Consider the following 16,446-nt stretch of genomic DNA (forward strand, 5'->3'; position numbering starts at 1 on the left):
CCCCTGCCCCTGCCCCTGCCGCCAGTCAGCCTCAGGTTGCTCAGAACGACGACCTGCTGCTGCAGGCCTTCCTCCGCGGCGCCGGGCTGGAGCGCCTGCGTCTGGATGCCCAGCAGGCAGCCGCGCAGATGGAAAGCATCGGACGCAGTTACCGCCTGATGGTCGATGGTCTGATCGACGTGCTGCGGGCGCGCAGCAGCCTCAAAGGCGAGTTCCGCCTGCAGCAGACCATGGTGCAGCCCGTGGAAAACAATCCGCTGAAATTCGCGCCCAACGCGGAAGAGGCCCTGCTCCTGCTGCTACGCGGCGGCAATTCGGCGTTCATGTCGGCCGACCAGGCCGTGCAGGACGGCTTCGATGATCTGCGCGCCCATCAGTTGGCCGTCATGGCAGGTGTGCAGGCGGCCATTCGTCACCTGCTGGCGCGCTTCGAGCCGCAGGAACTGGAAGCGCGCATGGGTAAGGGCGGCGGGCTGGCCAGCCTGCTGCCGAACGCTCGCCAGGCTCAGTGTTGGCAGCAGTTCGTCGAACTCTACTCGACCCTTTCGCGCGAAGCCGAAGACGATTTTCAGGACCTGTTCGGCCGCGAGTTCGGCCGGGCCTATGAGCAACATATCGCCCGTCAACGTCGCCCTTGAGGGCGTAGACAAGGATGAGCAACGTGCACAAACGAACACCCCGGCCCGTTCTGTTGGGCTTTCTGCTGGCAGCGCTGAGCAGCGGTTGCAGCAAGGACGCGATGGAGAGTGCCGACACCGAGCAGGGGCCGACCACCGTCGTCCTGCAGTTGCAGGCAGGCGATGAGCTGAACCCCACCATCGACGGCTACAGCGCGCCCGTACGCGTACGCCTGCTGGAGCTGCGCAGCGCCGCCGCATTCAGCCGGACGGATTACTTCAGCCTCGCCGAACGTGCGGCGGCAAGCCTGGGCAACGAACTGGTGGCTGAGGATGAATGGCTGGTGCATCCCGGCCAGACCCGTGAGTTGACCCGTGTGCTGGATCCGGCAACCCGCCATCTCGGCCTGTTGGTCGGCTACCGCGAAATCGACCGGGCGCAGTGGCGCCTGGTGCTGGAGCCGAAGCAGGACACGCTCACTCATTACCGCATCGACCTCGGGATCAACGCCGCCAGCGCTGCTGAGCTCGCCGCGCCGTCTCGCCTTGACTCTCGCTAACAGGAGCCCCCTGATGTCCTGGAACAACCGTGTGATCTGGTCCGAAGGCATGTTCATCGGCACCCAGCATTTCCAGCAGCACGACCGCTACCTGGAGGCGCTGATCGATGCACGTAGCCGTCCACTGTCAGCGGATGGCTGGGGCTTCGCCGATCTGCAGCTCGATATGGGGCTACTGGCACAAGGCAAACTGGCCATCGTCAGCGCCCGTGGCCTGTTACCCGACGGCACGCCGTTCAATATTCCGCAGGACGACGTGGCGCCAGCGCCGCTGGAAATCCCCGACGACCTGCGCGACGGCGTGGTCTATCTGGCCCTGCCGCTGCGCCGGGCAGGTGTGCGTGACACCGTCGAAGCGGGTGAAGCACTGGGTGGCGCTCGCTACCGTGGCCAGGTTCGCGAGGTGCGTGACGATAACGCCGCATTCGAAAGCCGCGTACCGGTGATGGTCGGCGAACGCGCACTGCGTCTGCTGACCGCCGCCGACGGCCTGCAGGAATACGCTGTACTGGGTGTGGCGCGAGTCCGCGAAAAACGCGCCGACCGGGCCCTGGTGCTGGACGAACAGTACATTGCGCCACTGCTTGATGTGGCAGCAAGTGCGCCGCTGGCCGCTTTTCGGGGCGAGCTGCTGGGGCTGCTGCATCAGCGTGGCGAAGCCCTGGCCGGCCGAGTGGTCGCCTCCAGCGCCGGCGGCGCCTCGGAGATCGCCGATTTCATGCTGCTGCAGCTGGTCAACCGCGCCCAGCCTTTGTTTGCCCACCTGGCCCAGTTGCAACCGTTGCACCCGGAGCGTCTGTACAGCGAACTGCTGGCGCTGGCCGGTGAGTTCGCCACCTTTGCGAGCGCCGGGCGGCGCCCGTCGGAGTTCCCGATCTACCTGCACGACGACTTGCAAAGCTGTTTCACCCCGGTGATGCAGGCGCTGCGTGAAGCGCTGTCGATGCTGATCGACAGCAAGGCCGTGCCCATTCCCATCGTCGAGAAGGCCTATGGCGTGCACGTGGCCATGCTGGCCGACCGCAGCCTGCTGGACAACGCCAGCTTCGTCCTGGTGGTACGCGCCGACATGCCCGCCGAAACCCTGCGCGGACGCTTCGGCCAGCAGAGCAAGATTGGCTCGGTGGAGCACATTCGCGACCTGGTCAACCTGCAGCTGCCGGGCATCAACCTGCTGCCGCTGCCGGTGGCCCCACGGCAGATCCCGTTCCATGCCGGCTCGACCTACTACGAGCTCGACCGTGGCAGCGAACACTGGAAGCAGCTGGCACATTCCGGCGGCTTCGCTTTCCACGTCGCGGGCGAGTACCCCGGCCTGAACCTGGCCTTCTGGGCAATACGGGGTTAATCCATGACGGATCAAGACGACTGGCTGAACAAGCCACCGGCAGCGCAGCCGCAGAACAACGACCGCACCCAGTTCATGCCGCGCCCGGGTGGCCGTGGGCCGCAGCCCGCCGCCGAGGCGCCAGCTGCACCGCTGCAGATGCCGGCCGCACCGCTACCGGCAGGCCAGGCCCGTGGCATGAACCCTCTGGAACAGGCCGCAGGACCGCTGCTGAGCATGCTCACCCGACTGCGCAGCACCCTCGCCCACCCCGCACCGGCCAGCCTGCGTGCACAGCTGCTGGGCTACCTGCGCCAGTTCGAGCAACGCGCCGAAGCCGCCGGCGTGCCACGCAACGATGTGCTGCTGGCGCGCTACGCGCTGTGTACCGCGCTCGATGAGGCGGTGCTGAGTACGCCCTGGGGCAGCACCAGCGAATGGGGCAAGCAGAGCCTGCTGATCACCGTGCATAACGAAGCCTGGGGCGGCGAGAAGGTGTTCCAGCTGCTCGAACACTGCCTGCAAAGCCCGCGTGAACGCCTCGACCTGTTGGAGCTGCTGTACCTGTGCACCAGCCTCGGTTTCGAGGGCCGTTATCGGGTCATGCACGACGGCCGCAGCCAGCTGGAGGCGCTGCGCGAGCGCACCGCGGCGACCCTGCACAGCGTGCGGGGCGAACGCGAACACGAGCTGTCGCCGCACTGGCGCGGGGTCAGCGTGGCACCGGATCGCTTGTCGCGGCTGTTGCCACCCTGGGTTGGTCTGGCCGTGGCGCTGGCACTGCTGCTGTTGTTGCTGCTGGTGCTGCGGATGAAGCTGACGGCCGATGCCGAACCGGTGTTCCGGCAGATTCACGCCCTGGGCGAGGTACCGGTGCAGAGCATCGAGCCGGCTGTGGTCAAGCCGCGCGTGGTCGAGCGGCCACGCCTGGCCACCTTCCTCGCCGACGACATTCGCGCCAATCGCGTAGCGGTCGAGGATGGCGTCGACCGTTCGGTAGTCACCATCCGTGGCGACGAGCTGTTCAGCTCCGGCAGCGCCAGCATCCGCGATGACTTCCAGCCATTGCTGCTGCGCATCGCCGAGGCAATCGCCAAGGTCAAGGGCCAGGTGCGCATCACCGGGCACAGCGACAATCAGCCGATCGCCACGTTGCGCTTCCCGTCCAACTGGGCGCTGTCGCGCGCCCGTGCCGAGGAGGTGCTACAGATGCTCGCGGCGCGTACCGGCCAGGCCGAGCGCTTCAGTGCCGAGGGCCTGAGCGACACCGAACCGCTGGCCTCCAATGCCACGGCCGAAGGACGGGCGAAGAATCGCCGCGTAGAGATCACCGTACTGGCGGAGGGTGTGGAGTGAAGGCGTTGTTCGGATTCATCACCCGCTGGGTCATCCCCGTGCTCGGGCTGATCGCCCTGAGCCTGATCATCTGGTTCATCGGCCCGCTGCTCAACGTGCTGCAGCCGGCCTGGACGCGCTGGACGCTGATCGTCGTACTGTTCGCACTGTGGCTCGGCTGGCGCCTGTTCTGCCTGCTGCGCGAACGTCAGCAGGAGCGCAAGGTGCTCGACAGCCTGGCCGCGCAAACACCGCCGGACGCCGTCAGCGTAGCGACCGCCGAGGAGCTGGCGACCCTGCGCCAGCGCATGGACGAAGCCCTGGCGCTGCTGAAAAAGGCGCGCCTGGGCGGCGATGAGCGGCGCAACCTGTATCAGCTGCCGTGGTACGTGATCATCGGCCCGCCGGGTTCCGGCAAGACTACCGCGCTGGTCAACTCCGGGCTGAATTTCCCCCTCGCGGCGCAGCTGGGCGCCGGCGCCATTCGTGGTGTGGGCGGCACGCGCAATTGCGACTGGTGGTTCACCGACGAGGCCGTGTTGCTCGACACCGCCGGGCGCTATACCACCCAGGACAGCCACGCCCAGATAGACAAGGCCGCCTGGCTCGGCTTTCTCGACCTGCTCAAGAACCAGCGCGCACGTCGCCCGATCGATGGTGCCTTCATCGCCATCAGCCTGTCCGACCTGCTGCAGAGCAGCGACAGCGAACGCGCCGCACATGTGGCGGCTATCCGCTCGCGGGTGCAGGAGTTGTACAGCCAGCTCGGCGTGCGTTTCCCGGTCTACGTCATGCTCACCAAGTGCGACCTGGTGCCGGGCTTCATGGAGTTCTTCGATGACCTCAGCCGTGAGGAGCGCGCCCAGGTCTGGGGCTTCACCTTCGCGTTGGACGACGGCAAGAGTGTCGGCGGCCCGCTGGAGAGTTTCGACAGCGAGTTCGTCGCTCTCGAACAACGCCTCAACCAACGTCTGGTCGAGCGCTTGCAGCGCGAACGCGACCCGGCCCGACGTGATCTGATCTACGGCTTTCCGCAGCAGTTCGCCGCGATCAAGAGCCTGCTCGGCGAATTCCTCAATGGCGTGTTCAAACCCAATGCCTACGAGGAACGCACCCTGTTGCGCGGCCTGTACTTCACCAGCGGTACCCAGGAAGGCAGCCCGATCGACCGCCTGATCGGTGCCATGGCGCAGAGCATGAGCCTCGACCGTCAGCACCTGGCCCGGCAGAGTGGCAGTGGTCGCAGCTACTTCCTCCAGCATCTGTTCAGCCGCGTCGCATTCGCCGAGCGCGGCCTGGTCGGCGTCGACCAGAAAGTCGAGCGCCGCCGCAAATGGCTGGCCATCGGTTCGCTGGCAGCCAGTGTGCTGCTGGTGCTGGTGGTGAGCACACTGTGGCTGCTCAGCTTCAACGCCAATCGCGACTACATCGCCCAGGTCGGCGCCCGCACTGCGCCTCTGGAGCAGCAGGTACGCAGCCTCAGCCCGGCGCAGCGCGATGTGCTGGCGGTGCTGCCACTGCTCAGCGCCGTACGCAACCTGGCCGGTGACCCGCCGGACTGGGCCAAGGGCCTGGGTCTGTACCAGGGCGACATGCTCGAAGAGCAGGCAGCCAGCGTCTATCGCCGCCTGCTGGTGGCCACCTTCGCTCCACGCCTGGTTAGCCGAATAGAGGAACAGCTGCGCACTGGCGGTGGCTCCGACTACCTCTACGAAGGGCTCAAGGCCTACCTGATGTTCGGCGGTGGCGAGCAGTATGACGCCGAGTTCATCAAGGCCTGGATCGGTCTGGACTGGGATCAGAGCCTGCCGCGCGATCTGTCGGGCGAGCAACGCCAGGCCCTCGATGAGCATCTGCAGGCGCTGTTCGAGCGGCGCCCACCGGATGCGCGCCTGGATCAGCGGTTGGTCGACGAGCTGCGCATGCAGCTGCAGCGCCTACCGCTGGCGCAGCGTGTGTATGACCGGGTCAAGCGGCAGAAGCTGCCGGCTGGAGTCAGCGACTTCCGTCTCAGCGAGGCCGCCGGGCGCGACGCCGCACTGGTCTTCACGCGCAAGAGCGGCAAGGCGCTGAGCGACCCGCTGAGCGGTTTCTACACACGCCGTGGCTACCGCGAAGCCTTCCTGCGCGCCAGCGTCAGCCAGGCCAGTGTCGTGGCCGAGGAACAATGGGTACTGGGCCGTCAGCTCGACAGCACACAGGATGCCGTGAACCTGGCCGCCGATGTGCGCCAGCTGTACCTGCGTGATTACGTGCAACAGTGGGATGCGCTGCTGGCCGACCTCGACTTCGTGTCGATCACCAGCGTGGCTCAGGCAGCCGACGTGCTGCGGATCCTGTCCGGACCATCCTCGCCGCTCAAGCAACTGCTGATCGCAGTGGCAGGGGAAACCGACCTGCAGCAGGCGCCCGAGTCCGAAGGCATGGCCAAGCCGACCGACGAGGGTGTCGAGCAACTCAAGCAGAAACTCGGCTCGCTGCTCGGCCAGTCCCCGGCCGGCAATGCCGTGGCTGCGGTCACGCAGATCGATCCGGTCAGCGCGCATTTCGCCGAACTCAACAGCCTGGTCAGCCAGGACCCAACGGCACCGATGGCCATCGATGGCCTGCTGGCAGACCTCAACGCGCTCTACGTGCAACTCAGCAGCATGGTTGGCGCCAGCGGCGAGGCGCTGCTCGGTGAAGCGAAGAATCAGGCCAGCGCCGCAGCAGCGCGGGCCAACCTGACCGCCGCACGCCAGCCCGCATTGGTCCAGGGACTGGTACGTTCGGTCGTCGCCGCCAGCACCAACAGCATGATGGGCGGCGTGCGTAACCAGCTCAACGCCGCCTGGCAAAGTGATGTGGTCAACGTCTGGCGGCAGTCGCTGAGCGGCCGTTACCCGATGGTGCCGGGCAGCCAGCGCGACGCCACGCTGGATGATTTCGGCCAGTTCTTCGGCGTCGGCGGGGTCATGGACAGTTACTTCCGCAAGTACCTGCAGCCCTACGTCGATACCTCGGCACGCAATTGGCGCTGGCAGCCAGGCGCGGCGCAGAAGTTGGGTATTTCCGCCGGCGTGCTGCAGACCTTCCAGCGGGCGGCGCTGATCCGCGACGAGTATTTCCGCAGTGGCGGCCTGCAACCCAGCGTGCGCTTCGACCTCAAACCGGTGAGCATGGATGCCACCATCAGCCAGTCGCAGCTCGATCTCGACGGCCAGCTGATCGGCTTCGACCACGGCCCGAGCCGGCCGGTCGCGGTGCAATGGCCGAACCCCGGCAGCATCGGCGTGGTGCGCCTCACGGTGTCGCCACCGGTCGAAGGCGGGCGCTCGGCGCTGACCCTGGAAGGGCCGTGGGCCTGGTTCCGCCTGCTCGATCAGTCCGAGCTGATTGGTGGCGCCTCGCCGGACCGCTTCAACCTGCGCGTGCGCCTGGACCGCTCCAGCGTTGCCTACGAACTGCGCGCCAGCAGTGCTTTCAATCCTTTCAAGAGTCGCGCGGTAGCCGGCTTCACCCTGCCGGAGCGGCTATGACGATGATGGGTTTCTACGGCAAGGTCGCCAGTCGCGGCGACTTCATCGAACGCAACCTGACGAAAGACTTCCAACGCGGCTGGGACGCCTGGCTATCGGCTGGCCTGCAGAGCAGCCAGGGCCAGCTCGGCGAAAGCTGGCTGGACGCCTACCTGACCAGCCCGCTGTGGCGCTTCGCACTCGCCCCAGGCGTCTGTGGTAGCGAGGCCATAACCGGAGTGCTGATGCCGAGCATCGACCGTGTCGGCCGCTACTTCCCGCTGACGGTCGCCTGCCGTATTCCCTGCGGGCAGCCGCTGCAGGCATTGCAGACGAACGAAGTGTGGTTCGAGCGGATCGAGGACCTGCTGCTGAGCACCCTGGAAGAGGGCGCCCGCTTCGAGGACTTCGAAACAGCGGTGCAGAACCTGGAGCCCCTGCCGGCTACGACACTGCCCGTCTACGACCAGGCACATGGTCTGCAGCATTGGCCGGTGGTCGATGCGCCGGGGCGTCTGGCGGCACTCGCTGCCGAGGCCTGCAGCGGTGCCAGCCTGTGGTGGGGGCGTGGCTCGCAACGCATCGCGCCCGGATTGCGCCGTTGTCAGGGGCTGCCACCGACCGAGTCCTTCGCGGCTTATCTGCTGGGCCCGGAGGTCGTCGCGCAATGACCGCACTGCATTACCAGTCAGCGGCCTACAGCCATGTCGGCCTGGTTCGTCAGATCAACGAAGACGCCTACCTGGAGCGCCCGGAAGCGGGCCTCTGGGTAGTGGCCGACGGCATGGGCGGGCACGCGGCCGGCGATTACGTCAGCAGTCTGATCGTCGACAGCCTGCGCCACATCAAGGCGAGCGACACCCTGAGTGACTATGAGCATGTGCTACGGCTCAGCCTGAGCCAGATCAACGCTGCCGTGCGCGAGCAAACCCACCTGCGTGGCGTGACCATGATGGGTAGCACCGTGGTGCTGATGGTTGCCCGCGGCGACCAGGGCTTGTGCCTGTGGGCCGGCGACAGCCGCCTGTACCGACTGCGGGCAGGCGAGCTGCAGGCAGTTTCCCGTGACCACAGCTATGTGCAGGACCTGCAGGACAGCGGCCTGCTCAGCGAAGCCGAGGCGCGCCTGCACCCGCGCGCCAACGTCGTCACCCGCGCGGTGGGCGTGCAGGACCAGCTGGAGCTCGCCTGCAGCGTCTTCGACATCCAACCGGGCGACACCTGGCTGCTGTGCAGCGACGGCCTTACCCGAACGGCCGAAGACCACGAGATCCGCGATGTGCTGGCGCACAACGACCCCTATCAGGTGGTGCGCAGCCTGGTCCATCTAGGCCTGACACGCGGCGCCCCCGACAACATCACCGCCATCGTCATCAAGGCGAGCGAGCCCGTCTCATGGACCTGAATATTCCCGGCTTCGACATCGACAGGATGATTGGCGAAGGCGCCATGGCCACCGTCTACCTGGCTCTACAACGCTCCCTCGAGCGCAAGGTGGCCTTGAAGATCATGGCCCCGGCGCTGGCGGCCGACGCCTCGTTCTGCGAGCGCTTCCTGCGTGAGGGCAAGACCCTGGCGCGTCTGGCGCACCCGCATATCGTCACCGTGCACGACATCGGCAATGCCGGCGAGCACTACTACATGGCCATGGAGTACCTGCCCAACGGTACCCTGAGTGAGCGTATCGCCGCCGGCCTGAGCCCCGAGCAGGGCTTGCAGTACATCCGCCAGATCGCCTCGGCGCTGGGTTATGCCCACAGCCAGGGGCTGATCCACCGCGACGTGAAACCGGCCAACATCCTCTTTCGCGCCGACGGTACGGCGGTGCTGTCGGACTTCGGCATCGCCAAGTCACTCGACGACCGTACCCAGTTCACCCAGGTCGGTTTCGCCGTCGGCACACCCAACTACATGAGCCCCGAGCAGGCGCGCGGGCTGGATATCGACGGCCGCGCCGACCTCTACGCGCTGGGCGTCGTGCTCTACGAAATACTGGTCGGTGAGCTGCCGTACATGGGCACCGACGCACTGTCCACGGCACTGGCACACCTGACTCAGCCGTTACCGGATCTGCCGCTGCAGCACAGCCGTTATCAGACCCTGCTGCAGCGCCTGCTGGCGAAGAACCCGGATGAGCGTTTCAACAATGCCGGGGAACTGCTAGCCGCGCTCGATGCCCAGCCAGCACCCGACTCGGATGCCACCCTGATCCGTCCGGCGTTCACTCAGCAAGCCACACTGGGCGCGCCCTCGACGAGTGAACTGGGGGAGCTGCAACCGGTATCCATCGAGATTCCACGCAGTACGCCGACGTCGGCGGCGACCGTGGCACCCGCACCGACTGCCGCTGCCAGCAGCGCAGCGGCACGACCGTCCACTGCTAGCAAGGGGCCACGCATGGCGCTGCTGGCGGTTGCCGTGGCTGCTGCGCTGGGCCTCGGTGGCGGCGTCTACTGGTGGCTAGGCCAGCCATCCGCCGTGGTGGCTTCGGATAGCTCGCCGCAAGACAACGGGCAGGTCGCAGCTGTCGCGCCACTGGCTGACGATACGGGTGAGGCCGGCGAGCGGCCGCTGCTGATGCCGGGCAAGACCACGCTCTACCAACGCATCCTGGCCAAGCCCGGGGCGCAGCTGTTGAGTGCTCCGGGCACCGCCACCGGCGAAGCATTACCGGCCTTCTCGGTGCTCTATGTATATGCCCGGCGCAACCAGGACGGCCAGTCCTGGATGCAGGTCGGCGCAGCCAGCGATGGCCGCGTGCAAGGCTGGATCGCCGCCGAACAGGCTACCGACTGGAAACAGAGCCTGGTACTCAAGTTCACCGAGCGTTCCGGGCGAGCGCCGGTGCTGTTCATGCAGCAGGCCTCCGACGTCGAACAGCTGATCGACCGCACCAGCCAGGCTCGCGAGCTACTGATTCAGGCACAGAACTATCCCGAGCAGGTACCGCAGGTGGTGGCACTGGAGCCGACGAGCAGTGCGGTTCCGCAGGACCAGTTCTACCTGATGCCGATCTTCGACTTCCGCGAAGCCTTCGATGCCGAGGGCCAGCCGGTGCAGCTGCTCAACATTGCCTCGATCGACCCCGGCAGTGCAGCTCAGAGCCCTGCCGACAAGCCGGTCGCTGCCAACGACTCGGGTTTCCGTACCGGCATCGTGCTGGTGGTCGACACCTCGGTGTCGATGCAGCCCTACATCGACCGCGTGCGCCAGGTGGTCAGCGAGCTGCAGAGCCAGCTGCAGGCGCGCGGTGAGCTGGATAACGTCAGCTTCGGCCTGGTCGGCTATCGCAACAGCACGTCGCGCACACCGGGCCTGCAATACCTGAGCAAGACCCTGGTCAGCCTGCAGGAGGGCAGTGATCCCCAGCGTTTCCTGCGCGCTGCCGAACAGGTTCAGGCGACCACCGTATCCAGCCACTCCTTCAACGAAGACGCCTTCGCAGGCGTCATGCAAGCCGTAGAAGGCATGGACTGGTCGAGCTATGGCGGCCGCCTGATCCTGCTGGTCAGCGATGCCGGCGCGCTGCGCAAGAACGACCCTTACAGCAGCACCTCGATGAACGAGGCCGAGGTACGCCAGGCGGCACTGAGCAAGCAGATCAAGATCTTTGCCCTGCACCTGCGCACCCCCGCTGGCACGGCCAACCACGCCTCGGCCGAGCTGCAGTATCGGGTGCTGACGGCCGACAGCAACCCGCAGATCGGCGACCTCTACGTCTCAGTGCCGGGCGGTGATGTCCAGGCCTTCGGCGAGCGTGTACGCGAGATCGGCTCGACCTTCGCCGAACTGGCGCAGCAAGTTCGCGCGCAGCAGGCGCCCGTCACCCCGCAACTGTCAGGGGGAGCCAATCTGGCAGCCAAATCGCAGGCCATCGGCTACGCCATGCACATGGATTTTCTCGGCCGCCGCAGCGCCAGCCAGGCGCCGCAGTTGGTCAGCGCCTGGACCGCCGACCGCGACCTGAGCAACCCGACTCTGCCAACACTGCAGGTGTGCGTGATGCTGACCAAGCTGCAGCTCAACGACCTGCAGCAATCGCTCAAGCTGATCGTCGACGCCGCGCGCAAGACCAAGACCTCCCCGGCCGACTTCTTCAGCGAGATCGCCAGCGCCAGCGCCTACATGAGTCGCGACCCCTCGGCGCTGCGCCAGGGCGCCAATCTGGCGCAGAGCGGTGTGCTCGGCGAGTACCTCGACGGGCTGCCGTATCGCAGTAAGGCACTGAGTATGAGCCAGGACCTCTGGTTGTCGCTGTCGGTGGCCGAGCAGGAGGACTTCATCGACGAGCTGGAGTCGAAGATTCGCCTCTACGAAACCTTCCACAACGACATGGCCAACTGGGTGCGCTTCGGCAACGCCGAACCAGGCGACGCCCTGTACCGTGTCCCGCTGTCGACGCTGCCATGATGATTCGCCTGCAGCAGGTCCTCAAGCAACGTGGCCAGGGCGCACAGCGCTACAGCCTGGCCATCGAGCAGTTGCAGCTGGAGGCCGGCGCGCAGGTGGCACTGGTTGGCCCCAGCGGCTGCGGCAAGAGCACCTTGCTCGATCTGTTGGCCCTGGTGCTGCCACCGGATGCCGCCGAAACCTTCAACCTCGAGTTGCCCGGCTCGGTCAGCGATATCGCCGGATTGTGGCGACAGGGCCGGCACAGCCAACTGGCACAGCTGCGCAGCCACTATCTGGGTTACGTGCTGCAGGCTGGCGGGCTGCTCGGCTTTCTCGATGTGCGCCGCAATATCGCTCTGCCCCGGCAATTGCTCGGGATGGCAGACAGCGGCCAGGTGCAGCATCTGGCACAGGCGCTGGATGTGCAGGAGCAGTTGGATAAATATCCCGCGCAGTTGTCGATCGGCCAGCGCCAGCGCGTCAGCTGTGCACGGGCGTTGGCTCACGGGCCGCAATTGCTGCTGGCCGACGAACCCACTGCAGCGCTGGACCCACTCAATGCCGAACGGGTCATGCAGTTGCTGCTCGCTCAGGCCACGAAAACCGGGGCGACCTGCGTGGTGGCAACTCACGACGAGGCGCTGGCGCAGCGCGCCGGCCTGACCATCTTGCGCATGAACTGCCGGCGCGACGCCGACGGCGGTGTCAGCGCCCATCTGGAGCAGGTCGCCTGATGCGCCCGCTACTGATCGCCGGGCTGGCCTGGCAGGACTATCGTCGCGAGGCACGCCTGTCGGCGTGCGGCGTGCTGGCCCTGGTGGCGGTGATCGCGCCGCTGCTGGTGCTGTTCGGCCTCAAGCACGGCCTGGTCGGCAGCCTTACCGAGCGCCTGCAACGCGACCCTGCCGTGCGCGAAATCATCCCGCTGGGCGGCACGCGCCTGCAGGCAGACTTCATCGAAGCACTGGGGCAACGCGAGGAGGTCGCCTTCGCCATCCCACGTACCCGGCAGATCGCCGCCACCAGCGAATTGCAGGTAACGCCAGGGGAGGCGAGGGTAAGCGTGGAGATGCTGCCGACGGCAGCAGGCGATCCCTTATTGCAGGACCTGCCGGTGCCGCAGACGCTGCAACAGGTGGTACTCAGTCATACCGCTGCCGAGAAGCTGGGCATCACGCCCGGCAGCCAGCTGCAGGCCCGCTTCGGCCGCCAGCGTGGCGCCGACCTGCAGTGGCAACAGACCACCCTGCAGGTCCTGGCTGTGTTGCCGCTGGCCGCCTTCGAGCGCGATGCGCTGTTCGCGCAAGCGGCGCTATTGGAAGCCGTCGAGGATTACCGCGACGGTCTGTCAGTGGCTGCGCTGGGCTGGCCGGGCGCAGCGGCGACACAGGCGCCGCGCATTTATCCCGGTTTTCGTCTGTACGCGCGCGCGCTGGATGACGTCGAACCGCTGCGCCAGTACCTGGCCGCACAGCAGGTGCAGGTCGTCACCCAGGCAGCGCAGATAGCCCAGGTGAAGGCACTGAGCCGCAACCTCGATTTGCTGTTCTGGCTGATCACCACGCTGGCTCTGGGCGGCGCAGTGGCAGCCACCAGCGCCGGCGCCCTGGCCGCCGTCGAGCGCAAGCAACGTGAACTGGCCGTGCTGCGCCTGCTGGGCTTCGGCAGCGGCGCGCTGCTGCTGTTCGTGGTTCTCCAGGCGCTGTACAGCGGCCTGTTCGCCAGCGTCCTGTCGGCCCTGCTGTACCGACTGGCGGAGGGCGGTCTCAACCATCTTTTCGTGCAGGTGCCGGGCGATTACGCCAGTCGTCTGCTGCCCGAGCATTACCTGGTGGCCCTCGGTGCCGTTCTGCTGGCCAGCGCCCTTGCCGCTGCGCTGGGAGGCATGCGCGTGGCCCGGATCGACGCCTCTCAAGGAATTCGTGATGTCTGACAGTCGTTTCGCTCCCTCCGCCCTGATACTCGCCACGCTCGCGCTGACGGCCTGCTCGCCGGGCGATGAGCCACCAGCGGCGAACACACCCGCCACATCTGCGCAGTCCGAAGCTGAAGCTCCCCGCGAGCTCGATGCGGAGCAATTGGCCAGACTGGACAACCCCAAACCGTTACCCGGCGACGTCAGCCTACCGCTGCCCTGTGGCGGTGAAATGCTGTTCCGCCATGTCTATGTGCTCACCCAGGGCAGCCTGGACGACCGCGAAGTCAGCCTAGGATATCCGTTCAGCGAAGGTGAGGCTGGCTACAAGCAATCCTTCATCTCCGGCTATCGCCGCGACTTCATCAACGGCCAGTTCAGCCTGCAGGACCTGGCGCCGCAGTGGCAGAAGCAGATCGCCGAGCGCCTGCCCAGGATCGACGCCGGCAGCCCGTTGAAACCGATGATGTATTTCATCGGCAAGTACGAGGTCACTGCTCGTCAGTATGCTCAGGTCATGGCCCAGGCTCAGGCGCTGGCCAGTGGCGAGCCTGCACCCGCTTGTGCGCCGGTCACCGATATGAGTGGGCGACTGCCGCAGGTGAAGCTGTCGCGTTTCGAGGCAGAGCGTTTTGCAGCGGTCTACAGCGCCTGGCTGCTGGCCAATCACCGTGATCTGCTACCCGTTAGCGGCAGAGGCAGCAAGGCAGAAGAGGGCGGCGCAGCATTCGTCCGTCTACCCACCGAAGTGGAATGGGAGTTCGCCGCCCGTGGCGGCTCGCAGGTCAGCCGCCAGGAGCTGGAAGGCCGGCTTTTCCCGCGTCCGGTCGAGGGCAGTGACGATGACGGCCCGCTGGCTAACTGGGCCGTGTTCAACCAGGTGGCCGGCGGTACCGGACAGGCGCCCCGACTGATGCCGATCGGCACCAAGCAGGCCAATCCGCTGGGGCTGTTCGATGTGATCGGTAACGCCGCCGAGATGGTGCAGGAGTCCTTCCAGTTGGTCAGTGCCGGGCGCCGCCAGGGCACCTATGGCGGCTTCGTGGTCAAGGGCGGCAACTACCTGGAAGGCGAGGGCACGCTGTTCACCGGCATGCGCCGCGAGTACCCGCTGTTCGGTGCAGATGGCAGCGAGCAGCGTAACGAGACCACCGGGTTTCGGGTAGCCATCGGCGCCTTGTCCGCCCCGCGCTCGCGCTACGACGAGTTGTTCGCTCAATGGCAGAAACAGGGACGCCTGGCTGGACTGACCGATGATATCGGCGATGCGGAGGACCCGACGCAACGCCTGGACAGCATCATCGCCGGCGCTACCGACCCACGCTTGCAGGCCGAGCTCGGGCTGGTCAATGAAGAGCTCAAGCGTAACGTCTCGCTGATCGCCCGCCAGCGCGAAGAGGCCGCTGGCAACCTGATCCAGTCTGCCGCCCTGGTGGCGGAGACCATCAACAACTACAACATCCGCCTGACCAACCTGCGCAAGAGTCAGCGCCAGGCGCAGCAGAACAATGATGCCGCTTCGGCGCAGATATTGAGCGGCGCCATTGATAACGGCACCAAGGCGCTCAACGGCGCCGTGGCGATCTACATCGACAACATGGCCAGCGGCACCCGCTACACCAACACGGTGATCCAGGTGCAATTCCAGCGCATCAAGGAAGAACTCGCGCGCAAGCCTGTGATCGGCAACAGCCTGGTCAACCGCGCCACCCTGTTCGTCAATCACGTCGCGCTGTACCGCGCCCAACAGCGTGCCAATCCGGCCGAGATCCTCAAGCAGTTGCTGGAAACGCAAGCGGTGCCGCAACCGTGAGTACGCCAGCCATTGTCTCCAAACATCAATCAACCACAAGCAGAGAGAGCCTAGCTATGCGTCCATCCACAACGAACCTCACCTCGCAACCTCGTAGCCGCGTCATGACACTCGCCGCTATCGGTTTTGCCTCGATGACCGTACTGGTCAGCGGCTGCTCCACCTCCGCCGTCAACCGTGTCGGTAAAACCACCGAGGTCACCTATTACCCAAGCTGCTACCAACCCGTTCAGCACCTGCGCGATACCGACTCCAACATGACTCGCTCGATCGCTACCGGCGCCGTGCTGGGTGCAGTCGGCGGCGCCTTGACTGGTGCGTTGACTGCCGACAAGGAAGATCGCTCGCGTAACGCTGCCATCGGCGCCGCCGGCGGTGCCCTGATCGGTGGCGCAGCGGCCTATTACACCTCCAAGCAACAGCAGATCAGCGATGACCGCCAGCGCATCGGCTCCTACTCCACCGACATCAATGCCAGTGCCAGCACCTTCGACCGCAGCATCGCCTACGCCGAAGCCTCGCAGAGCTGCTATCAGAAAGAGTTCACCAGCCTGCTGGAGCAGCGTAAGTCCGGCGCGATCAACGATGTAGAAGGGCGCAAGCGTCTGGCCGAAATCATTGCCGGCCTGAACGAGTCCAACAGCCTGATCACCGCCGTCAACGGCAAGGCGGGTGAGAACCTGAGCAACTACACCCAGGCCTACGAGGCTGACCTGAAGAACGTCGGAGTCGAGCGCGCCGAAGTGACCACAGTCGCCAAGGCCCCTGCCAACAAGCCGGTCAAGCAGACCAAGGTGCCTACCGAAGCAGTCAATACCGAGCGCGTTCTGCAGCAGGCCGAAGCCAAGCAGAGCAAGAGCCAGCAGGTGGCTGTAGCCGGTAGCAACCAGGTCAACAGCATGTGCAGCAACCCGGATATGGGCGACTGGGCACCGATTCCCTGCCCGAACGTCTGAGTCCTTGCGGATGATTGACTGACCGGACGCGCCG

General features: G+C 66.0%; 12 protein-coding genes. All 12 read left to right on the forward strand.

What is annotated here, in order from left to right:
* Positions 1–638, forward strand: a 638-nt coding sequence (tagH, locus tag GV002_RS12485; protein ID WP_160018675.1) for a type VI secretion system-associated FHA domain protein TagH, incomplete at its 5' end; no start/stop codon positions are given.
* Between the two features lie 23 nt (positions 639–661).
* Positions 662–1,177, forward strand: coding sequence for a type VI secretion system lipoprotein TssJ (gene tssJ, locus GV002_RS12490; protein ID WP_256667067.1), 516 nt, complete (start codon positions 662–664; stop codon positions 1,175–1,177).
* 13 nt (positions 1,178–1,190) lie between these two features.
* Positions 1,191–2,525 carry a type VI secretion system baseplate subunit TssK gene (tssK, locus tag GV002_RS12495; RefSeq protein WP_160018677.1) on the forward strand — a complete coding sequence of 445 codons (1,335 nt, stop codon included), beginning with the start codon at positions 1,191–1,193 and terminating at the stop codon, positions 2,523–2,525.
* Between the two features lie 3 nt (positions 2,526–2,528).
* Positions 2,529–3,860 carry a DotU family type VI secretion system protein gene (locus tag GV002_RS12500; RefSeq protein ID WP_160018678.1) on the forward strand — a complete coding sequence of 444 codons (1,332 nt, stop codon included), beginning with the start codon at positions 2,529–2,531 and terminating at the stop codon, positions 3,858–3,860.
* Positions 3,857–7,357 carry a type VI secretion system membrane subunit TssM gene (gene tssM, locus GV002_RS12505; RefSeq protein ID WP_160018679.1) on the forward strand — a complete coding sequence of 1,167 codons (3,501 nt, stop codon included), beginning with the start codon at positions 3,857–3,859 and terminating at the stop codon, positions 7,355–7,357. The genes GV002_RS12500 and tssM overlap by 4 nt, the downstream gene beginning before the upstream one ends.
* The gene (gene tagF, locus GV002_RS12510) at positions 7,354–8,007 is read left to right on the forward strand and encodes a type VI secretion system-associated protein TagF (protein ID WP_160018680.1); all 654 of its coding nucleotides are present in this window, start codon (positions 7,354–7,356) and stop codon (positions 8,005–8,007) included. The genes tssM and tagF overlap by 4 nt, the downstream gene beginning before the upstream one ends.
* Positions 8,004–8,741, forward strand: coding sequence for a PP2C family protein-serine/threonine phosphatase (locus tag GV002_RS12515; RefSeq protein WP_160018681.1), 738 nt, complete (start codon positions 8,004–8,006; stop codon positions 8,739–8,741). Before tagF ends, GV002_RS12515 begins: the two co-directional genes overlap by 4 nt.
* Entirely contained in the window at positions 8,732–11,746 is a 3,015-nt protein-coding gene (locus tag GV002_RS12520; protein ID WP_160018682.1) for a serine/threonine-protein kinase, read from the forward strand. Before GV002_RS12515 ends, GV002_RS12520 begins: the two co-directional genes overlap by 10 nt.
* Positions 11,746–12,462: an ABC transporter ATP-binding protein gene (locus tag GV002_RS12525; protein ID WP_160018931.1), complete on the forward strand. Its 717-nt coding sequence runs from the start codon at positions 11,746–11,748 to the stop codon at positions 12,460–12,462. Before GV002_RS12520 ends, GV002_RS12525 begins: the two co-directional genes overlap by 1 nt.
* Positions 12,462–13,661: an ABC transporter permease gene (locus tag GV002_RS12530; RefSeq protein WP_160018683.1), complete on the forward strand. Its 1,200-nt coding sequence runs from the start codon at positions 12,462–12,464 to the stop codon at positions 13,659–13,661. The genes GV002_RS12525 and GV002_RS12530 overlap by 1 nt, the downstream gene beginning before the upstream one ends.
* Complete coding sequence (locus GV002_RS12535) at positions 13,654–15,456, forward strand: formylglycine-generating enzyme family protein (RefSeq protein WP_160018684.1); 1,803 nt, start codon at positions 13,654–13,656, stop codon at positions 15,454–15,456. The genes GV002_RS12530 and GV002_RS12535 overlap by 8 nt, the downstream gene beginning before the upstream one ends.
* A 56-nt stretch (positions 15,457–15,512) precedes the next feature.
* Positions 15,513–16,412: a type VI secretion system-associated lipoprotein TagQ gene (gene tagQ / locus GV002_RS12540; protein WP_160018685.1), complete on the forward strand. Its 900-nt coding sequence runs from the start codon at positions 15,513–15,515 to the stop codon at positions 16,410–16,412.
* The last annotated feature ends 34 nt before the right edge of the window (positions 16,413–16,446 follow it).

The sequence above is a fragment of the Pseudomonas sp. 8O genome (assembly GCF_902506495.1).
GTDB lineage: Bacteria > Pseudomonadota > Gammaproteobacteria > Pseudomonadales > Pseudomonadaceae > Aquipseudomonas > Aquipseudomonas chaetocerotis.